General features: G+C 41.3%; 22 protein-coding genes and 2 pseudogenes. 5 read left to right on the top strand and 19 right to left on the bottom strand.

Going from position 1 to position 19,124, the window contains the following annotated elements:
* Nucleotides 1-8: 8 nt before the first annotated feature.
* Both BA70_RS05865 and gpr read right to left on the bottom strand, forming a co-directional pair.
* Nucleotides 9-1,217, bottom strand: coding sequence for a stage II sporulation protein P (locus tag BA70_RS05865; protein WP_034319449.1), 1,209 nt, complete (start codon nt 1,215-1,217; stop codon nt 9-11).
* A gap of 66 nt (nt 1,218-1,283) precedes the next feature.
* The gene (gpr, locus tag BA70_RS05860; RefSeq protein ID WP_034319447.1) at nt 1,284-2,399 is read right to left on the bottom strand and encodes a GPR endopeptidase; all 1,116 of its coding nucleotides are present in this window, start codon (nt 2,397-2,399) and stop codon (nt 1,284-1,286) included.
* A 198-nt stretch (nt 2,400-2,597) separates the two neighbouring features.
* On the opposite strand from gpr, the gene rpsT reads away from it, so the two are divergent.
* Complete coding sequence (gene rpsT, locus BA70_RS05855; RefSeq protein WP_003217506.1) at nt 2,598-2,864, top strand: 30S ribosomal protein S20; 267 nt, start codon at nt 2,598-2,600, stop codon at nt 2,862-2,864.
* A gap of 134 nt (nt 2,865-2,998) precedes the next feature.
* Here the strand turns inward: rpsT and holA are convergent, their stop codons facing one another.
* Nucleotides 2,999-4,018 carry a DNA polymerase III subunit delta gene (holA, locus tag BA70_RS05850; protein ID WP_034319445.1) on the bottom strand — a complete coding sequence of 340 codons (1,020 nt, stop codon included), beginning with the start codon at nt 4,016-4,018 and terminating at the stop codon, nt 2,999-3,001.
* A gap of 237 nt (nt 4,019-4,255) precedes the next feature.
* Here holA and BA70_RS19390 point away from each other — a divergent pair, with 237 nt between their 5' ends.
* A complete protein-coding gene (locus BA70_RS19390; RefSeq protein ID WP_003217416.1) occupies nt 4,256-4,390 on the top strand; it encodes a YqzM family protein in 135 nt (44 codons plus the stop codon).
* Nucleotides 4,391-4,429: 39 nt separating this feature from the next.
* On the opposite strand, the gene BA70_RS05840 is transcribed toward BA70_RS19390, so the two are convergent.
* The 3 genes from BA70_RS05840 to BA70_RS05830 all read right to left on the bottom strand — a co-directional run bounded on the left by BA70_RS05840 (nt 4,430) and on the right by BA70_RS05830 (nt 8,014).
* A complete protein-coding gene (locus BA70_RS05840) occupies nt 4,430-6,757 on the bottom strand; it encodes a DNA internalization-related competence protein ComEC/Rec2 (protein WP_034319443.1) in 2,328 nt (775 codons plus the stop codon).
* Nucleotides 6,750-7,319 (bottom strand): ComE operon protein 2, encoded by a 570-nt coding sequence (locus tag BA70_RS05835; RefSeq protein ID WP_034319441.1) that lies wholly within the window; start codon nt 7,317-7,319, stop codon nt 6,750-6,752. The genes BA70_RS05840 and BA70_RS05835 overlap by 8 nt, the downstream gene beginning before the upstream one ends.
* A 65-nt stretch (nt 7,320-7,384) precedes the next feature.
* Nucleotides 7,385-8,014, bottom strand: coding sequence for a helix-hairpin-helix domain-containing protein (locus BA70_RS05830; RefSeq protein ID WP_034319438.1), 630 nt, complete (start codon nt 8,012-8,014; stop codon nt 7,385-7,387).
* A gap of 90 nt (nt 8,015-8,104) precedes the next feature.
* Between BA70_RS05830 and comER the strand changes: the two genes are divergently transcribed.
* Nucleotides 8,105-8,953 (top strand): late competence protein ComER, encoded by an 849-nt coding sequence (gene comER / locus BA70_RS05825; RefSeq protein ID WP_034319434.1) that lies wholly within the window; start codon nt 8,105-8,107, stop codon nt 8,951-8,953.
* A gap of 48 nt (nt 8,954-9,001) precedes the next feature.
* On the opposite strand, the gene BA70_RS05820 is transcribed toward comER, so the two are convergent.
* The 8 genes from BA70_RS05820 to BA70_RS05785 are packed head-to-tail and all read right to left on the bottom strand — an operon-like array spanning nt 9,002 to nt 14,021.
* Nucleotides 9,002-9,745 (bottom strand): class I SAM-dependent DNA methyltransferase, encoded by a 744-nt coding sequence (locus tag BA70_RS05820; RefSeq protein ID WP_034319431.1) that lies wholly within the window; start codon nt 9,743-9,745, stop codon nt 9,002-9,004.
* Entirely contained in the window at nt 9,742-10,098 is a 357-nt protein-coding gene (rsfS, locus tag BA70_RS05815; RefSeq protein ID WP_034319428.1) for a ribosome silencing factor, read from the bottom strand. Before rsfS ends, BA70_RS05820 begins: the two co-directional genes overlap by 4 nt.
* Nucleotides 10,099-10,111: 13 nt before the next feature.
* On the bottom strand, nt 10,112-10,675 hold the full coding sequence (gene yqeK, locus BA70_RS05810; RefSeq protein ID WP_034319426.1) for a bis(5'-nucleosyl)-tetraphosphatase (symmetrical) YqeK: 564 nt from the start codon (nt 10,673-10,675) through the stop codon (nt 10,112-10,114).
* Nucleotides 10,665-11,234, bottom strand: a complete 570-nt coding sequence (locus BA70_RS05805; RefSeq protein WP_034319425.1) for a nicotinate-nucleotide adenylyltransferase — start codon at nt 11,232-11,234, stop codon at nt 10,665-10,667. The genes yqeK and BA70_RS05805 overlap by 11 nt, the downstream gene beginning before the upstream one ends.
* A gap of 13 nt (nt 11,235-11,247) precedes the next feature.
* Nucleotides 11,248-11,538, bottom strand: a complete 291-nt coding sequence (yhbY, locus tag BA70_RS05800; protein WP_034319423.1) for a ribosome assembly RNA-binding protein YhbY — start codon at nt 11,536-11,538, stop codon at nt 11,248-11,250.
* Nucleotides 11,532-12,374: a shikimate dehydrogenase gene (gene aroE / locus BA70_RS05795; protein ID WP_034319420.1), complete on the bottom strand. Its 843-nt coding sequence runs from the start codon at nt 12,372-12,374 to the stop codon at nt 11,532-11,534. Before aroE ends, yhbY begins: the two co-directional genes overlap by 7 nt.
* A gap of 22 nt (nt 12,375-12,396) precedes the next feature.
* Nucleotides 12,397-13,497: a ribosome biogenesis GTPase YqeH gene (yqeH, locus tag BA70_RS05790; RefSeq protein WP_034319417.1), complete on the bottom strand. Its 1,101-nt coding sequence runs from the start codon at nt 13,495-13,497 to the stop codon at nt 12,397-12,399.
* 2 nt (nt 13,498-13,499) lie between these two features.
* Nucleotides 13,500-14,021, bottom strand: a complete 522-nt coding sequence (locus tag BA70_RS05785) for a YqeG family HAD IIIA-type phosphatase (protein WP_034319970.1) — start codon at nt 14,019-14,021, stop codon at nt 13,500-13,502.
* Nucleotides 14,022-14,383: 362 nt separating this feature from the next.
* Between BA70_RS05785 and BA70_RS05780 the strand changes: the two genes are divergently transcribed.
* Nucleotides 14,384-14,524, top strand: a complete 141-nt coding sequence (locus BA70_RS05780; RefSeq protein WP_003217327.1) for a sporulation histidine kinase inhibitor Sda — start codon at nt 14,384-14,386, stop codon at nt 14,522-14,524.
* A gap of 135 nt (nt 14,525-14,659) precedes the next feature.
* Here the strand turns inward: BA70_RS05780 and BA70_RS20270 are convergent, their stop codons facing one another.
* The 4 genes from BA70_RS20270 to BA70_RS05765 all read right to left on the bottom strand — a co-directional run bounded on the left by BA70_RS20270 (nt 14,660) and on the right by BA70_RS05765 (nt 17,741).
* Complete coding sequence (locus tag BA70_RS20270) at nt 14,660-14,809, bottom strand: hypothetical protein (RefSeq protein WP_003217499.1); 150 nt, start codon at nt 14,807-14,809, stop codon at nt 14,660-14,662.
* 78 nt (nt 14,810-14,887) lie between these two features.
* Nucleotides 14,888-15,616 (bottom strand): SGNH/GDSL hydrolase family protein, encoded by a 729-nt coding sequence (locus BA70_RS05775; protein WP_034319416.1) that lies wholly within the window; start codon nt 15,614-15,616, stop codon nt 14,888-14,890.
* Between the two features lie 84 nt (nt 15,617-15,700).
* Nucleotides 15,701-16,441, bottom strand: coding sequence for a polysaccharide deacetylase family protein (locus BA70_RS05770; RefSeq protein ID WP_034319414.1), 741 nt, complete (start codon nt 16,439-16,441; stop codon nt 15,701-15,703).
* Nucleotides 16,442-16,619: 178 nt separating this feature from the next.
* Entirely contained in the window at nt 16,620-17,741 is a 1,122-nt protein-coding gene (locus tag BA70_RS05765) for a response regulator aspartate phosphatase (protein WP_034319412.1), read from the bottom strand.
* A 234-nt stretch (nt 17,742-17,975) separates the two neighbouring features.
* Here BA70_RS05765 and BA70_RS19385 point away from each other — a divergent pair.
* Nucleotides 17,976-18,308: pseudogene (locus BA70_RS19385) on the top strand (sigma-70 family RNA polymerase sigma factor); the annotation flags it as partial.
* A gap of 558 nt (nt 18,309-18,866) precedes the next feature.
* On the opposite strand, the pseudogene BA70_RS05755 reads toward BA70_RS19385, so the two are convergent.
* A pseudogene (locus BA70_RS05755) lies at nt 18,867-19,100 on the bottom strand (SGNH/GDSL hydrolase family protein); the annotation flags it as partial.
* Between the last annotated feature and the right edge of the window lie 24 nt (nt 19,101-19,124).

Genomic DNA, 19,124 nt, shown 5'->3' with positions numbered 1-19,124 from the left:
TCACCACCTTAAGAACGTTTTTTCTCATCCTTTGCTTTGCCATTTACTTTTTCTGCGTCCCAGAAAATTTCACTGAACACATCAGCCGCTGCACTGGATGCATTTTTCAATTCTTCCATATTATTATCCACTCCGCCAAATTCTAAAAGAAGGGCTTTATCAGATAAGTCTTGATTATAGATTCCATTATCGCCAATTTCTCCTTTGGCAAACACCCCGACGCTGAGACCTTTATATTTTTTCTCCATCAAATGGTGAAACTCTGTTGCCAGCTTTAAATTTTTCTCATAGCTTTGATTCTTCTTCCCCACAACAAACGCAATTCTCGCAAATTTCTTTCCTTTGATCTCCACAGTGGTATCTTTCTTTCTTCTTGAGTCACGGTGAATATCAATTAAATATTCGAGGTCATCATTTTTCGCAATGGCTTCTTTCACGACCAATCTGGATTCATTATACGACTGCGGATACTTTAACCCTTTTTGCAGGAGCCTCTTTTCAATCTCAGTTTTGTCCACTGTATTACCGATTCCTTGCTGATCGAGCGCTTTTCCAAACATATCGCCGACAAGGGTGACGTTCACTTTTGAGTGCCGTGCATTGTTTGGATTCGTTTCTCCTTTTAAAAATGGTAAATATGATTCCGTATTATGTGTGTGATAAATGTACACGGCTTTTCGTTTCCCTGTCGAACGGTCCGGCTCTTTAGCAGGCTTTTTCGGCTCATCCTCATCGAGCTTGTCCAGTTCAGCTAAATTCGCTTCTTTCTCATCTTTGATGACTTCACTTGGCGGCGGCGATTCCATTGGCATGTTGGTATAGTCTGTTCCTTCACCCGCTAAGATGATTTTTGTATCAAAATGTTCAAAGCCTGGCAGCTCTCTTCCTAGGAAACTGCGCGGATCTTCTAAATTGATACTTGTCGCAAGCTTGAGTGACAGTCCAGAGAAATTGAACCCTCTTTGATCTTCAGGTACTGTTGAGGCGAAATATTGGTTTTCCATTCCCATCAGTGTGGCAAAGAACGCTCCTGACAGCTCATCAGCTACACCATATAACGAGGCTTGAGGTCTAAGCTCAGGTTTTAAAGACGTCAAAGCCCCTGACATGACAAACATGACAACAAGAGAGGCAATAAACAAGAAAATACTTTTCACTACTTTGGTTCCATTAATCGCAACGACCAACTGTCGAGGACGGCGGGGTCTTTTTTTCATGATTTACTCCCTCCAGCACGCTTTCTAGTAATTACACTATGAGCGAGCTAGAGAAAGTAGAACCGATTAATGATTATAAGAACCCATGTTATCTTGAGAGATTTTTTGATGAAGCGCTGTGTTTAATCCATTGGCGAGTACGTTTGCCATATCATCAATGAATGTATCCACTTCCTTAGGCGTCACCATTAAATTTTGGCCTAGCGGTGCAAGCACTTCATGGATCAGCTGTCTTTTCTCTTCATCAGGAAGCGTTCCTACTATTCCTAAGAATGATTGACGCGTTTCTTCATCTGGTAAGTCTTCTTCATTTAGCACTTTTTTCTTTCCAAATGTCAGACCAGCCGGCACAAGTGAGCGGGAGGGTCTATCATCTTTCAGTTCTCTACCAAAATGCTTTAAAACATAATCAATCGTGTCACTTGCGATCGTCACTGCATCAACCACTGTCGGGACGCCAATCGCAATTACTGGAATACCCAGTGTTTCTTTGCTTAATTCCTTGCGCTTATTCCCTACACCAGATCCTGGATGGATGCCTGTATCAGATATTTGAATCGTTGTATTCACCCGTTCCACCGCGCGAGCAGCAAGTGCATCTATGGCAATGACAAAATCGGGTTTGGATCGTTCGATCACGCCTTGTATAATGTCACTTGTTTCAATTCCAGTCAGTCCCATCACACCAGGTGATAAAGAGGACACTGGGCGATAGCCTTCCTGTACATTTTCCGGCTGCAATTCAAATAGATGACGGGTCACAAGCAAGCTTTCAACTGTAAGTGGCCCTAAAGCATCTGGCGTGACATTCCAGTTTCCTAGTCCCACTACAAGACAGCTCGCATCTGCCTGAATTCCTCTGTCTTTTAAAAACTGAGCAAAATGATGGGCGAAGACTTCGACTACTTTTTCTTGCATCTCAGAATCCTTCTCCCGAATTCCCTGCGCCTCAAGCGTCAAGTATGTACCCGCCTTTTTCCCCGTCAGCTCTTCTCCTTCTTTCGTAATCTCCACAGTACGTATGCGGATCCCGTGCTCTTCCTTTTCCTTCTCGACAATCCCTTGAATGCCATCTTTTTTGACGACATTAGGATCGTTCTCTTGTTCTAATATCTCTTTTGTTTCAACGGCCAAGTCTGTCCGGATTTGATAAGCACTTAAATCGAGTTTCTGTTTCTTCATGAAAAGTCTCCTTCCACCAAGTAATTAACAGTAGTCTTTCCATCTCTCTAAAGAAACATTCAAGCACTTCATCAATGAAAAATACTTTACATTTATATTGCATTCTAAAGGTGTGTTTGATAGAATACAACTTGTTCTATTGTGAAGATTTAACCTTAAGACAATTGTGTTTAGGTTGTATCTTAGGAGGTGAAACACATGCCAAATATTAAATCAGCGATCAAACGTACAAAAACGAATAACGAACGCCGTGCACACAACGTGACTATTAAGTCTGCGATGCGTACTGCGATTAAACAAGTTGAAGTTTCTGTAGCTAACAACGATGCTGAGCAAGCAAAAGCTGCTCTTTCTTCTGCTGCAAAACGCATTGACAAAGCCGTTAAAACTGGTCTTGTACACAAAAACGCAGCTGCGCGTTACAAATCAAGACTTGCTAAACAAGTAAACGGACTTTCTGCATAATGTTTGCAACGCCTCAGTGATGAGGCACCTGTTTAACTGTACGTCCGTCCTGACCGGCTTCGCCATAAGGACAGACTGGCAATTATACATCTAAACAAAAACGACCCTCTTTTTAGAAGGTCGTTTTTTTATGTTCAAGCTCCTAATAATCGAAGCAGGAACAATTCTAATAATAGCTGCTTGTCCTTTTTACCTGTTTTCATTTCATAATCGATGGTTGAGAGCTCTTTGACGATCTGCTTTAGCTCTTCTTCTGAAAACAGTCTGGCCTGGTCCATGGCAAGTTTGACCCGGAATGGGTGGACCTTTAGATTTGAAGCAATTTGTTTTTGCCCATATCCTTGCTGAGCAAAGTACTTCGTCTGCAAAATCAATCGAAATTGATTTGAAATGAGTGCCAATATTTTAATGGGTTCCTCATTTTGTTTCAGCAGGTCATAGAACATTTGCATCGCCTCAGAGCGGCGTCTGTTTACAATTTGATTAATGAGTTCGAAAATATTCTGCTCTAAGCTGCGTGCAACGAGCTGGTTGACATCTGCTAACTCAATTTCCTCTCGCTGCCCAATATATGTACTTAGCTTCCGAACCTCTTGGAACAGAGAGGACAAACTCCCACCACATAGCATCACAAGCTGCTCAGCCGCTTCGGCGGTGATGGCTTTTCCTTCTGTCTTCACCAGCGTGATGGTAAAATCAGTTGTTTCTTTAGGATTTAACTCTTTCGCCTCGACCACAACAGCTTTCTTTTTTAGCAATTTGGTGATTTTCTTACGTTCATCCAGTTTTTCATATGGTGCTAATAACACAAGAATCGTGTAGGGCGCTGGCTCTTCTAAGTAAGCTTCTAACACGGAAAGCTGATGCTCTATCTTCTCCTTTTTCTTTTCAGCTGTAAGAAAATAAGGATTCTTGATCACAACGAGACGTCGTTCTCCCATAAACGGAAATGTTTCTGCGTCCGTGACAGCCTGTTCAAGCGGCACCTCTTCCATATCGAAGACAGAGTAATTAAAATCCTTTGTTTCCTCGTCAACCACAGCTTGTCTCAGTTTAGCAGCTGTCTCTTGCAGTAAATACGTTTCTTTTCCATATAAGCAATAAACGGGATGGATATCCCCTTTTTTAAAATTGTTCCATATCTCAAAGACCATACGCCTGAATCCCTCTCTTTCACTTTCTCCTCTATCCTAAAGTGTGTTGAGACATTAGTAAAGAGGAAGCTGAAAGTACCGCCTCCTCATTTATAGTAAACGTCTGGCGCAAGCTCCCGGGTCAGCTGGCGTCAGACGATATTCATAAAATGATCATGAAAATGGAAAACGGTTACTTTACGTTCTAGCAATTCCAAATGAGTTCAAGTATACTAAAATTAGCCAGGAGGGATGAAAATGAATGAATTTGAAAAAAATGTTCAAAGCAAGCGAAATGATGCGATCGACTCAGCTGTTGGTTTTATCGTCACATTCGGATTTTTCGCCTCAATGTTTATTTTGGCAACAATTATACACCTCGTTGGATCTTAACTTCATGAATGCTTTTTGACTGCCATTTTGGCAGTTTTTTTATTGATTTTGTAAGATATCATATGGAGGATGCGAGTAAAACGTTCCAGCCTCTTCGAGAAATTCATAGGTCACACTTCCATTGATATCAGTACGGTACACCGTCGTTTGTTGATCCTTTAATTTTTTCAAGACTTCTTGATGAGGATGCTGATAACGATTTCGTTCACCTGCCGAAATCAGTGCATACGACGGCCTCAGATGCTGAAGCCATTCCTCACTTGTTGATCCTTTACTCCCGTGATGTCCAACCTTCAGTACATCCGCTCGCAGATGAGGATAAACTTCTATGATGTCTCGTTCACCTTCTTGTTCAAGATCTCCCGTGAATATAAAACGCTTCCCGCCAAGAGTAAAGGTAAGCACAAGTGAATCATTATTCTTACTTGTCACCCGATCTCGTACCGGATGAAGAACCTCGAATTCTTGCCCTCCAACCTGAAGCTTATCCCCTCTTTCTAATTCATCAATAGGTATCCCTTTATCAGCTGCTTCTTTTAATAGCTGTGCATCCTCTGGACTTCGGGCAAAGCCTTTTGGCACGGCCAGTCGCTTTACTTTATTTCGCTTGATTAAACGAACCGCTTCCCCTATATGGTCTTGATCCGCATGTGTGAGGATGAGGACATCCAGTTTTGCTATGCCTTTAGAATGCAGAAACGGTATGAGCGTTTGATCAGCAATCGTAGACACTTTACGTCTTTTTTTCCACGGTTCTTCTTCAAAAGAAAGTCTGCCCCCTGTATCTACTAATAGATGCCCCGTTCGATAAGGTAGCTGAATAAACAAACTATCTCCCTGCCCTACATCCAGCATTGTGACCTCACCTTTTTGGAGAAAATTCGGAGTAAAATAGTGTACGCTCAGCACACCAATGAGAAAAAGAATTGGCACAGTATAAGACTTCACGGAAGTTTTGCACTCCAGCACAAATAACAAAAAAATAATGGAACTAACTTCAAGAAGAACATGCCACCAAGTAGATTTCATAAAAATCAGGTTGAACCCATCATAAACAGCCATATGAGCTGATAACTGATGACTCAGCTGGATCACTGTATCAAGCAGTTGAAACAATGTTTGACCAAGCGGAAGGTAAATAATAGACAAAAGAAAAAAGAGTAAGGACAGAGGCATGACAACCATTGTATAAAAAGGGACAAACATCATATTCAAAGGGACGCTTAGCAAAGAAAATTGCTGAAAATGATATAACAGAACAGGGAGTGAAGCAAGCTGTGCAACAAAGGAGATGAGGAATAATTGCATCACTGCACTTTTCGCTTTTGATAGGATCCTAGTGGACAACAAAATAAAAAACGTCACCACGAATGAAAGCTGAAAGCCAATATCAAATAAATAAAGGGGATGAATGGCCAATAAGAGCAAAAACGTCGCGCTTAATACCATCGCAGAAGGCTGTTTCATTTCTTTTGGCAGGCTAGTGATCACCAAATAGAATCCTGCCATTAGACAAGCTCTTAAAACAGATGGCGCAGCACCTGTCAAACAAGCATAAACCGGTAGAAGACATAATAAAAGAATACGCGCTGTCTCTCTTGTCACGCCGGCACGAAGCAGACACCAAAATAAACAAGCGAGAAGCGTTTGCACATGCAGTCCTGAAATCGCTAATAAATGAATAATGCCGAGCATTTGATAATCTCTTAACGTGTCAGGATCAATCAATTCACGATCTCCAAAAATGAGTGCCTGTACAATTCCAGCAGAGCTCTTTGGAACATGATCCTCTAAAAATTTCAAGCCCTTTTGTCTCATAGCTGCAAGGTAATGTGAAGGGCTATCTTTTTTTGAACAGCTTTTGATAGACTGCGGTAAGAAAATAGCGTCAATTCCTTTTGTTTTTAGAAATTGATCGTATTGAAACCCGTTAGGAATGGTTGCGTGTTTAGGTAATCGAATATCACCTATCACGTGACAGCTCATCCCTGGCTCTATATCTTTCAGCAATTCTTTTTCTTGCTCAGTTTGAATCGTGTAAAAAGCCGCGAGCCGATCATTCTTTTCTGATACGGTCGCTGAAAAACGATTGCCATCTATTTTTGGAATACTTTCAACCACCACTGAACCAGAAAAAGATGTTTCTTTTACAGCATGATCCGCTTCAAACGACTGATGAACCATAAAAATGAGTGTATAGATAGTTCCGCACAAGCTAACCATCAGAAAGAGCTGAGGTGTTTTTTTCAGTAGGCTGAGAAGTAATATCATGAGAAGAAAGAGAAGGAAATACATATGAAGATGAAATGCGGCCAGGGCAATTCCGACTACTGCCGAAATCGCCCCGAACGGCAAATAGTTAAACATAGGAAGTAAATAATTGATTCGCCTTTTCATGCATGTGTCGTACTTCTGTTTCACTAAGTCCTGATTCACTTAGCTTGCCGATTAAATCTGCAACAAAGGCTAATTTTTCTTGATTTTTTAAGTCAATGATCATTTCATCTAGTTCTACCTGTTCCGTTTGAACGCCAGCCTGCTCGAATAAATCGACAGCATATGGATGATTTTTATAATCCTTCGCATAATACACTGTTCGAATGCCTGCTTGAATAATGGCTTTACAGCACTGCAAACAAGGAAAATGCGTGACATATATTTCAGCATCAGCTGTTGGTGCGCCAAATTTGGCACATTGTAAAATGGCGTTCATTTCCGCATGGATTGTGCGTACACAGTGATGATCAATGACATAGCATCCTACATCTGCACAATGGACATCACCGGCAATGGAGCCATTGTATCCTCCTGCAATGATGCGCTTGTCTCTTACGATGGTCGCCCCAACCGCTAACCGCTCACAGGTGCTTCGTAAAGCAAGCAAATGACTTTGTGCCATAAAATATTGATTCCATGAAATTCTTTCCACGAGCTGATCCCTCCAGAATGATGGTTGGTATTAAGTGTACATGCCTTTCTTCTATACCGTCAATTCTACTTAACGGTCAATTGACTTTTCAGCCGTTCGACTGTCTTCTCCCCAAAACCCGAAATGTTCCGCAAATCTTCAATTTGTTCAAATTCTCCATGTTCCTCTCTATAGGCAATGATGGCTTCCGCTTTGGCTGGTCCGATTCCGTTAATTGATTGCAATTCCGCTGCATCGGCTTGATTCACATTGACACCTTGACTCTTTTCAATCCCAGGTGACATGTCAGTTGCTGATGTTTGCGTCTGCTTCTCAGCTTCTCCCTGCTTTCGAACATAAATCATCATACTATCCTCTAATTTTGCCGCTTGATTGATTTCATACGTATCCGCTTTACTTGTAAAGCCTCCTGCTCTTTTAATCGCTTCCTCAACCCGGTCCTCTGATTGAAACGTATAAACCCCTGGCTTCCTTACAGCTCCTTTGACCTCTACAACAATGGGTGGTGGTTCACTTTCTGCACTCTCTTGTTTCTCCTCCAATGTGACTGGGCTTTCTTTATTTTCCTTTAATACACTTGGCTCTGCGCTTTTTTCCCCTTTCCCCGCTAAAGCGAAGAAACTGATGGTGATCACGATCATGATCCCCGCAATGATATAAAGACTGTATTTTTTCAATGGAATGAGTCGCTTCACTTGCTCACGCTTCTTTCAATCATATTTTTCCACTGCTCAACATACTGTTTAGAAGATAACAGATCCTATGCGTCTAAGGAGGGAGAACGTTTGAATATAGGGATAATCGGTACAGGAAACATGGGTACCATACTTACTGAGGCATTTATTGAATCAAAAGCAGTCAATCCCTCATCCATCACCATCACCAACCGGACCATTGAAAAAGCGTTCAATATAAAAAAGAACCATCCAGAGCTTGAAGTAACAAAACAGCTGTCAGGGGCTGTAACAGATAAAGATTTCATCTTTGTTTGTGTGAAACCACTTGATATTTATCCACTATTAAAAGAGCTGAGCCCTCTTTTAGAAGAGCAGCAAACGATTGTCATCATCACAAGTCCGGTTCATCCTGAACAGCTTCAGGATATCGTTCCTTGTCAAACAGCTAGACTGATCCCAAGCATCACTAACCGCGCTTTATCAGGCGCATCACTTTTAACTTTTGGTTCATCATGCAATGTCGCGACGAAAACTGCGCTAAGACAGTTATCCTCCCGCATTTCAACACCAATTGAGATCCATCATTCGATTACAAGAGCAGCCTCAGATATTGTCAGCTGCGGACCTGCTTTTATTAGCTTTCTCGTTCAGAAAATGATTGAAGCAGCTGTCGAAGAAACCGATATTTCAAAAGAAGAAGCCACCACCTTATCAGAAGATATGCTTGTAGGACTTGGTCGTTTAATTGAAAAAAGAGTCTATACCCTTCCGACACTGCAAGATAAAGTGTGTGTGAAAGGCGGCGTCACTGGTGAGGGTATTAAAGCTCTTGAAGCAGGTGTTCAAGATATGTTTCACCGTCTTTTTCAGAACACCCATGAAAAGTTCGATGAAGATCTTGAAGCGGTTGCACATCAATATCCGCCAAGCGTGTTTACTGATGATCGCAGAAATTAACGATCTTTGCAATAAGCGAAAAAAGGGTTTTAAAAAACCATCGTTCCATTAAACGATGGTTTTTGATTTCTTGGCTGAGATAAAATATCTTTCGGCGAATTCCTGAGGTGCTTGATTTGTAAAATCAGCGGTCACTTCAATATTTTCGAAGCCAGCGGACTCAAGGAACGCTGCATATGTCTCAAATGGAAATGTACGCTGTTCATGTGTCTCATCATAACGCTGATACACGTCTCCGTCCTTTACAAAAAAGCTTAAATCATGAATGACCGAATACATATCATCCCCTTTATCGCTCTGCCAAATATAGCTGATCTCTTCATCTTGATCTGCATAAGTAGAGCCAGGGAATACCTCTTCCATTTTATAAGGCGTATGAACATCAAAGAGTAAAACCCCATCTGCCTCTAAAAGCTGAAACATGTTTTTAAAGGTTTTTTTGACGTCATTTTCGTTTTTTAAGTAGTTCAGGGAATCACAGCAGATAACGGCTGCTTGAAAGGCTTGTTGAAAGCCCGTAAGCTCTCTCATATCCTGATGTAAAAATTGAACGGACTGCTTGTGAGATTGCGCTTTTTGCTGCGCGAAAGCCAGCATCTCTTCACTTAGGTCAATTCCTGTGACGTTGTGACCTTTTTCAGCTAATCGAAGAGAAATCTCCCCAGTTCCACAGCCTACATCGATGATTGCAGCATTTGGCTTGATATACTGCTGTATCCACTGAACCCATTCATCATAAGGTGCATGTGCCATGAGCTCATCATACACACCTGCAAACCCTTGATAAATCATGAGTTAATGCCAAGTGAAAGCGTTTCTCTCGGCGCATCTCCCCATAACTTCTCTAGGTTATAGTATCCTCTTTCTTCTTTATGGAACACATGAGCAATGACATCTCCTAGATCAATCAATACCCATCTTGCTTCATCAAAGCCTTCCATCTTTTTCACTTCGATTCCGCTTTCCTCTGCAAGATGTTTTACTTCTCTTGCAATGGCCTGCACTTGTTTATCAGAATTCCCATGACAAATGAGAAAATAATCTGCAACAAGTGAGACTCCTTGCATATTAAGGGCAATAATATCTTCAGCCCGCTTATCATCGCATGCTCCTGCTGCGATGTTTAAAATTGATGATGCATCCATCCAAAATTCCTCCTTAGTTGTTCTTATGCACAAGCGAGTTGTAAGTAGCAAGTGTATCTGGAAAGACTGGCCGACTCTTTTTCATTAAAAAGCTGATTGTGTTTTTTAACGATTGAATCAATGCACCATCCAAATCATGCTCCGCTAACTCTCTTACTTCTTCTACGCCAGGAAAATGGCGTCCTGGTTCTATATAGTCAGCGACATAGATGACTTTTTCAAGTAACGTCATATCCGGTCTGCCGGATGTATGGAATTCGATTGCTGTTAAAATGTCTTGGTCGTCAATTCCGGCTTCCTTTTTGACCAAATATGCACCGACTGGGGCATGCCAAAGCTCGGGTGAATAATCAAGCAATAGGGGGTTCATCTGTTCTTTTTGAATGATGCCCTTCATTTCTTCCTTTGGTCTAAATTTGGCATAATCATGAAAAATAGCGGCGATCTCCGCTTTTTTTACATCTGCACCAAACCGTTCCGCTAATGAAATGGCTGTATCCATAACCCCAAGTGTATGTGTATATCTATGCTCTGTTAACTGCTCTTTGACACAGTTCAATGCTTCTTCACGATTCATATAAATGATGCTCCTTTATATAACGCTCAACAGCTTTCGGAATCAAATAATCTACAGGTTCTCCCTGCTTTATTCGCTGCCTAATCAATGTCGATGATACATCAAAAGCTGGAACATCTGCAAATAAAAGAGGATATGTCGTACTTCCTTCATAACCTCGTCTTTTCATCCCGATAAAGGTGATCATCTGAAGCAAATCATCAATCCGATGCCATTTTGGCAAATAATCTACCATGTCCGCTCCAATCATAAAAAAGAACTCAGCTTCAGGATGACGCTTCTTTAACAGCTCCACCGTATCTACTGTATAAGATGGTCCCTCTCGCTCCATTTCAATGAGTTCCAGCTGAAAATGCGGATTAGACTGAATCGCTGCTTCCACCATTTTCACGCGGTGATGACTATCTGCTCGTTTTCGGCCTGTTTTATGAGGAGGCTTGTGATTTGGGATAAACCAAATTTCATCAAGCCCCACCTGAAAACGCACCTCATTCGCCATCAGCAAATGCCCATTATGCGGGGGATCAAACGTACCGCCGAACAACCCTATTTTTTTCATATCACATCCACCTTTACGGCAGCTTAATTTGTTTATTTTCCTTAGATTCTTTATAAAGGACAATCACATTTCCGATCGTTTGAACGAGCTCAGCTTTTGCACCCTTTACAAGTGCTTTAGCGACCTCAGTTTTGTCTTCGTCGCAGTTTTGCAAGATGCTGACTTTTAAAAGTTCTCTTGCTTCAAGCGCCTCGGAAATTTGCTTGACCATATTGTTATTTACCCCGCCTTTTCCAACTTGAAAAATAGGTGATAAATGGTGTGCTTGCGCACGTAAAAAACGTTTTTGCTTACCTTTTAACATGGTGTTCCTCCTAATTTCTCTATGACAATTGACTTCATTTTTTCGATATCAGGCGTGATGCCTGTCCACAGTTCAAATGCTCTTGCCGCTTGACCAACAAACATGCCGACGCCATCTACTGTTTTCAAGCCTAACCCGGCTGCTTCACTAAGCAGTTTTGTTTCAATTGGATTATACACAATATCACAAACGACCGCTGTTTTTTTTGCGTTTGTTAAAGAAATCGGGGTTTCTTCTACATTCGGATACATGCCGATCGAGGTTGTATGGATGATGACATCATAATCTCCAAGCCGGTCTTCTGCTGTATTTAATGCGATTGCACTTGATGTCACTTTTCCATCCGCACTTTGAATTAAAGCCTCTGCTTTTTCAATGGTGCGATTGGAGATATCAAATCTTTTCGGCGCATAATCAGCAATTGTCGTATAAATTGCTCTTGCCGCTCCGCCAGCACCGATCATGAGAAATGACAGCTCTGATAACGGCTGATCCAAGGCTTCAAGCAATGAATGAAGGAAGCCCTCTCCATCTGTGTTGTACCCAACGAGCTGACCCTTTTCAAGCCGCACAGTATTGACTGCTCGCAGGCGTTCAGCTGTCACATCAATTTTATCAAGGTATTGCATGATCTCTACCTTGTGTGGAACAGTGACGTTAAAACCGCTGATTCCCAAGGCTTTCATACCACTGATGGCATCTGCAAGGTCGTTTTCTTCTACTTGAAAGCCATGATAATGCCCATCAATCCCAGCATCCTTTAATGCTGCGTTATGAATATCTGGAGACATTGAATGACCAACAGGGTTTGCGATTAATCCGTATAAAGCTTTCAAGGTCTCTCCCCCCTTTGAACTTTTAAATTAACGAACGTCTAACAAAGACATGCACACCTTTTGGCGCATATACTTTTATTTGTTTATCCGCTTCATTTGCTGTCACCCAGCCTAATCCTGAAAACACGATGTCCATTTTCGGCTGATCAATGGTAAAGGTGTGCGGAACGAGCGGAGGAAAATCTTCCATTCCCTCTTTTGATGGTGGTGATAGCAGTTCTCCTGCATGTTTTTCATATAAGTCATCTGCATTCTCTAACTTTGTCCGATGAATGTTGAGCTCATTTGGCATATAGCAGACAAATGACGTTCTGCCGCCTTTTACATAGTCAAATCGAGCAAGCCCGCCGAAATAAAGCGTTTGGGCTTCATTTAACTGGAACGTTCTCGGTTTCAATTCTTTTTTCGGCGTTAAGATTTTCAAGTCATTTTTGCTAACATAGTGCGCCATTTGATGGCGATTGATGATGCCCGGCGTATCGAATAAAGCAGACCCGTCATCAAGCGGAATTTCAATTGCATCAAGAGTTGTTCCTGGATATTGGGATGTAGTGATGACGTTCTCTTCTCCAGACACTTCTTTGATGATTCGATTGATAAATGTTGACTTTCCAACGTTCGTACAGCCGACGACATAGACATTTCTTCCCTCACGATAATGGTCGATCGCTTCCATCACCTCTGGCACGCCTTGACCTCTGCTTGCACTGATTAAGAAAACATCGATTGGGTTTAGTCCGTTTTCTTTTGCTTCCCGTTTCATCCAATGAACAAGGCGATCTTTTTTCACGGATTTCGGTAAAATATCCACTTTGTTGCCGACAAGTAAAATCGGATTACCACCGACAATACGGCTCAGCCCGTTAATCCAGCTTCCGTTAAAGTCAAAAATATCAACGACCTTTACAATGAGAGAGTCTGTCTCACCAATGCTGTGTAAAATATTTAAAAAGTCGTCTTCTGTTAAAGAAACATCTTGAATTTCATTGTAGTTCTTTAACCTAAAACAGCGCTGACAGATCACATCTTCTTTCAATAGAGATGCTGCCGGCGCATATCCTAATTGATCTTTATCTTCCGTCTGAATGGCTACACCGCAGCCAATACAAACAACCTTTTCCATTATTACTCTTCCTCCCACTGAATGTGGCCCTTACGCTTTAAGGCTCCTAAAATTCTGCGTTCAATCTGCCTGTTAAACTTTGTGAAAAATCCGTCCGAGGCAGCAACAGGAACGACCAAAATCGTATGAAAGCCATGACGATTCCCGCCCAAAACATCTGTCATGAGCTGATCCCCAATGACGACCACATCTTCCTTTTTCAATTGCATATCAGCGACTGCCTTATTAAAGGCTCTTCCCATAGGCTTTCTCGCTTTATAAATAAACGGGATGTGAACCGGCTCAGAAAAAAGCTTGACCCTTTGTTCATTATTGTTCGATACAATCGTCACTTGTATCCCGTGATCTTTCATCTCTTGAAACCATTCAATTAAGCGGGGTGTCGCACTTGGGCGGTCCCATTCTACTAGTGTGTTATCTAAATCGGTAATGATCCCTTTTACATTTCGTTCTTTTAGTTTTTGCGGCGAAATATGAAAAATACTTTTCACAAATTCATCCGGCAAGAAATACTTCTTTAGCACAACTTGCACCCTTTCTTCCATTGGTTTTTCAGCGATTGTGTCGAATCAAATCATAATTTGTCTGTCTATCGAATACATTGAAAAAGTTTTCGACATATGATGAGGACCTTCAACAGGTGTGGATAATTTTACACACATTATCCACCTATATTCCATCACGCTTTCATTCAATTATAAACACTCTACCCACAAGTTATCCACTTAACCATGTGGATAACAGAACGATTGTTCTTGTTTCCCATTCATGGTAGATTAAAGGTACTTCAAAGACATTCGATCAACCTATGATGATATGTCTTTTCCTCAAGTTTTATGCCAACTTTTTCAGGGGAGGTGTTTTTCCCATCATATGGGTTTCTAGTATGAAAAAGCTGTCAGATGATTTACTTATAGAATCGTATTATAAAGCAAATGAAATGAACTTAAATCGCGACTTCATCGAATTAATTGAGACAGAAATGAAAAGACGTTCGCTCGGGCATATGCTCTCCGTTTCCTCTTAATTCCATATCACAGGAACCATGCCTCCCGAGCACTCTTCTTTTTTAAACTCAGGTGACTGATATTATATCACTTGCGCTATAGGCTTACTACTATTTTCCGTAAAAAACACCTCTTCTTATATAAGAAGAGGTGTCTTATTTACAAGGCTGTTCATTCCAAAACCATAACCCTCCGCCTACGACCAAAATGACAACAAGGAACACAACAAGAAAAGCGTAACCGATTCCTGCTCCTTGAGCTGGATAAGGCGAACACGCAGGGTAAGGATAAGGGCATCCCCACATATCAGTTACCTCCTTCTAGGAAGAGATACTGTTAGATTATGCTGGATGAATGATCTTGTTTAGGCAGATGGCCACCATTTAAAAATGTTTGATGACATCACGCTCTTTGATTTCGTCATAAATGATTCTCGCCCCTTTTGGTGTCATATGATTGCCAGAAGGGTCGATTAAACCTGACTGAATCAGAGCATTGTCACTATCTTCACCAGCTTCTCGGATGAAAGCTTCCCAATTGTCGACAAGTGGAACTTGCTGATCCTTGGCTACTTCTCTTGTGATGTCATTATATGAGTTTTGCCAAGCTCTTGCCCCGCCTCTCTCAGCAAAATAAGATGACTGATACCGGGAGTAATAATATAAGCCCTTTTTCCCTCCTTCTACGACAGGTACACAGGTCATGAGAATCGGGATAATCCCCTCTTTTCTACTTTCAGAAATGAAGTAGGATAAATTTTCTTTAAATCGTTTTTTTGTCACTCGGGGATGTTTCCCGTCTAAAATCGCCGCATCATTCGTACCGAACATGATGAGGACGTAAGTTGGTTTCTGCTTTAAAATATCCTGCTCAAAGCGAAGCTTCGCATCTTCAGTCGTCTGCCCGCCAATTCCTGCATTCTTCACTTGTATTTGGCCGCGCTCGACGTTTTTCATGAGATTCACCCATTTTTCAGATGTTGGGTAATCTCGAAAGTCCCAGTTTGATCCTCTTGTATTACTGTCGCCGAATGCAATGACGCTTTCCTGTACTGGTTTTGAGCATCCAGCAGCGACACACAACAAGATGAAAAGGAAAACATATTTCTTCACAACATTCACCTCCAAAAGCCCTCTTCATATAGTAAACGACCTGACTTTTGGTTTCAATAAATGACTGTTTTTGATGAATGCTTCTTACTGCAACTGAACAGGTTGATATACTCTGTCATGATGCAGCAGTTCGCTTACTTTCACAAATTCATAGCCTCTATCCTTTAATTCAGGAATCACCTGTTTAAGCGCTTCTACCGTTTGCTTCCGATTTCCACCGCCATCATGTAAAAGGATGATATCGCCGCCCTGAATATGATCTATAATTCGGCTTGCAATTTTGTGTGAGCCCGGCCTTGACCAGTCTTTTGGATCTTGCGTGAAGGACCACATGACCACATCGTATCCTTGCTTTGAAAGAATGCGGAATGACTTCATCGTCAGCCTGCCACCAGGAGGACGAAATAATAAAGGCCCGCCTGGCTGAAGGGAGGCGATATGAGCCGCTGATTCTTTTAGCTCCTGCTTAATTTCCTTTGATGACAAAAGGTCAAAATACGTATGGTTCATCGTATGATTGCCAAGCTCATTCCCCTCGCCCACAATCCGCTTCGCAATCTCTGGATACGAATGAATTCGGCTCCCTACGACAAAAAAGCTGGCATTCACTTCATGCTCCCTCAGCACGTCCAAAATTTGATTCGTGTACACCGGATGAGGCCCATCATCAAAGGTTAACGCAATCTTCTTCCGTTCCTCTCTCATGTCCCAAAACGCTCGTCCCGTTTTTTCTAGATCGATTCTTTTTAATGTTCGTGCCTCTATTTCATTAGGAACAAAAACGCATAATACCAATACACACATAAAGATATGCAACCCTTTCATCAGACCGCCTCCACAGAACATCATTACAGGTTAAATTGCCCGCTTTCTAATGAATTCATTCAAGGTTCATGATCATACCTGCTCCTCCCTGACTTCATTTTTTACATAAAAAAAGCCGGCCATATAGGCCCGCTTTTTGTTTCACGTTTGGTTTCTCTCTTCAACTGTCGAACGTTGCTTAGAATTCATACAGACACTCTCCTTCTTGGATTTGATTTTGAGCCCATAATAATTTCTGATAATACTGGTTGGACTTCTGGTATTGTTGAGAGGCTTCTAAGGCTGTCGCAATTTCTAGTGAGATATCCTCTATATAAGAGTATAGGCTAAGTTTTTCCAAATAATCAATGGTTTTTTGCAGTTGTTCTTCATTGATTCCCTGAACATATAAAGCATCCAAATACTCAAACATATGACAGAACAGCTGGTCTTCATGCTTCTTAGCGGCTAATTTCCCATCTTCTAAAATACGCAGTGCATGCGCCTGTTCGTTTTGTCTAAAAAGTAGCTTCGCCAGCGTATAGAGTGTATGCGGAAGCGTGGGAAGCACCTCTTTGCGGGCAAGATCAGCCGATTCAGTTAAATATCGTTCCGCTTCCTTTAAATAGCCAAGCTCTCCGTAACATTTACCTAAATTGTAAAGAGCTGAACTGTATATGCGCGGGTGATCAATTTGGGATGCGAGCTGTTTTGCTTTTTTCAAATGAGGCAGCGCTCGATCTTTTCGTTTTAAATCTTGATAGTTGCCTGAGATGACAAAAAGGCACTGAATAATGCGAATGGCATAGGCATCATGCTGATCGTATATTTCCAGCGCCTTTAAAATATGGTGCATGGATACATGCGTTTGTTTCATAATATAGTAGGCTTCTGCAACTTTAAAATGAAACTCAGCTTGCTCAATATCATCAAATACCATGGACAGCTGCTTTTCTGCCACTCGATAATATTTGACGGCTTCTAAATATTCTTTTTGACTAAACTCATGCATGCCACGAAAAAATGCATGGTAATAATGCAGCATATCAGATAACTCATGATTGGAATTTTCGATTTTATCGACAAGATTAGATACTGAGAAAGGTTGATATTTTGAAGGGTGTATATAGTCAAGCATGATTTGGTGCCGAAAACACATGAGCTGATAATAAATCAGTAAATGCTGGTCCTCTTCCATACGTTCAATTTCTGCTTCTACTTCTGCTTTCAGGATTTCAGCATCTGGCACACTGAACTGCCGTATCATTCGATACCATTCATTAATCTTCATACCTACATGTGAAGAAAGAACCTTCCCCATGTTCCGAAAAAACCCCTTCCTTTTCAGTCTAATATTACATATTTTAGCACGCTTCTTATCCGCCAAGCACCGCAAAGAAACCGCAAACATATGAGAAGGACAGCAAAAACAGACGAACAGAAGCACGTTTTTTTTGAAAAAGATGATTTTTTCATCGTACAGACACAGACAATCCCTCCTTCACATACATTTGAGGATATAGGCAGTGGCCTAAACATGGTGGAGGTGAAAATCGTGGCAGGAGTATTTACAGCGATGGGATTGATGGTCAAAGAATTGGTGTTTTTAGTGTCCTATGTCAAAAACAATGCCTTTCCACAGCCCCTTTCAGGAGATGATGAAAAAAAATACTTAGCCCTCATGGCACAGGGCGATGAACACGCGAGAAACATGCTGATTGAACATAACCTTCGGCTCGTCGCCCATATTGTAAAAAAATTTGAAAATACCGGAGAAGACGCAGAAGACCTCATCTCTATCGGGACGATCGGACTCATTAAAGCCATCGAAAGCTATTCCTCTGGGAAAGGAACAAAGCTGGCAACGTATGCTGCGCGGTGTATTGAGAACTAAAACAAAATAGTTGAAGGCCCTTTTCGGGCTTTTCTTTTTCTAAATAAAACAGAACGTATGTTTTCCAATAAAACTTCATATATAAAAGCACCCCCCTCTTGACATTAATAATGAAATCCTTATGCATTTACGCGCGCTCAAAAAACAAAAAAGGATGTCTCCCTTCATGACCCCATCGGTCAGGATAAAGAAGGCAACGAAATTTCATTAATTGATGTCTTAAAATCAGAAAGTGAAGATGTGATTGATACCATTCAGCTCAACATGGAGCTTGAAAAAGCTAGTTAAAACAGACCAAGCTAGGTCTGTTTTTATTTTGTCATTATAATCTTTCCCCTATCCTTTGTTTCATATTTGATAAGAGAAAGGAGACAATTAATAAAAGAAACAAGAATTAAATTTCAATTTAAATAAAAAACATCACCTAGAAAAATAGCTAAGTAATGTTTACATTCTCCATTTATTTCACTATGCTGTTTTCTTTTAAAAAACGCTCAAATAGTTTATGACCTTCATACATACATTTGAGGATATAGGCAGTGGCCTAAACATGGTGGAGAACATGATGAGGACGTACGTTGGTTTCTGCTTTAAAATATCCTGCTCAAAGCGAAGCTTCGCATCTTCAGTCGTCTGCCCGCCAATTCCTGCATTCTTCACTTGTATTTGGCCGCGCTCGACGTTTTTCATGAGATTCACCCATTTTTCAGATGTTGGGTAATCTCGAAAGTCCCAGTTTGATCCTCTTGTATTACTGTCGCCGAATGCAATGACGCTTTCCTGCACTGGTTTTGAGCATCAAGCAGCGAC

It is taken from the genome of Bacillus zhangzhouensis (genome assembly GCF_000715205.1).
GTDB lineage: Bacteria > Bacillota > Bacilli > Bacillales > Bacillaceae > Bacillus > Bacillus zhangzhouensis.
This window is presented reverse-complemented; position numbering and strand designations above follow the sequence as displayed.

Bases quoted from the DNA above. Each gene is read 5' to 3' on its own strand.
- BA70_RS05865 (WP_034319449.1), bottom strand. From the start codon at position 1,217: ATGAAAAAAAGACCCCGCCGTCCTCGACAGTTGGTCGTTGCGATTAAT.
- gpr (WP_034319447.1), bottom strand. From the start codon at position 2,399: ATGAAGAAACAGAAACTCGATTTAAGTGCTTATCAAATCCGGACAGAC.
- rpsT (WP_003217506.1), top strand. From the start codon at position 2,598: ATGCCAAATATTAAATCAGCGATCAAACGTACAAAAACGAATAACGAA.
- holA (WP_034319445.1), bottom strand. From the start codon at position 4,018: ATGGTCTTTGAGATATGGAACAATTTTAAAAAAGGGGATATCCATCCC.
- BA70_RS19390 (WP_003217416.1), top strand. From the start codon at position 4,256: ATGAATGAATTTGAAAAAAATGTTCAAAGCAAGCGAAATGATGCGATC.
- BA70_RS05840 (WP_034319443.1), bottom strand. From the start codon at position 6,757: ATGTTTAACTATTTGCCGTTCGGGGCGATTTCGGCAGTAGTCGGAATT.
- BA70_RS05820 (WP_034319431.1), bottom strand. From the start codon at position 9,745: ATGATTTATCAAGGGTTTGCAGGTGTGTATGATGAGCTCATGGCACAT.
- rsfS (WP_034319428.1), bottom strand. From the start codon at position 10,098: ATGGATGCATCATCAATTTTAAACATCGCAGCAGGAGCATGCGATGAT.
- yqeK (WP_034319426.1), bottom strand. From the start codon at position 10,675: ATGAATCGTGAAGAAGCATTGAACTGTGTCAAAGAGCAGTTAACAGAG.
- BA70_RS05805 (WP_034319425.1), bottom strand. From the start codon at position 11,234: ATGAAAAAAATAGGGTTGTTCGGCGGTACGTTTGATCCCCCGCATAAT.
- yhbY (WP_034319423.1), bottom strand. From the start codon at position 11,538: ATGTTAAAAGGTAAGCAAAAACGTTTTTTACGTGCGCAAGCACACCAT.
- yqeH (WP_034319417.1), bottom strand. From the start codon at position 13,497: ATGGAAAAGGTTGTTTGTATTGGCTGCGGTGTAGCCATTCAGACGGAA.
- BA70_RS05780 (WP_003217327.1), top strand. From the start codon at position 14,384: ATGAAAAAGCTGTCAGATGATTTACTTATAGAATCGTATTATAAAGCA.
- BA70_RS20270 (WP_003217499.1), bottom strand. From the start codon at position 14,809: ATGTGGGGATGCCCTTATCCTTACCCTGCGTGTTCGCCTTATCCAGCT.
- BA70_RS05770 (WP_034319414.1), bottom strand. From the start codon at position 16,441: ATGAAAGGGTTGCATATCTTTATGTGTGTATTGGTATTATGCGTTTTT.
- BA70_RS05765 (WP_034319412.1), bottom strand. From the start codon at position 17,741: ATGGGGAAGGTTCTTTCTTCACATGTAGGTATGAAGATTAATGAATGG.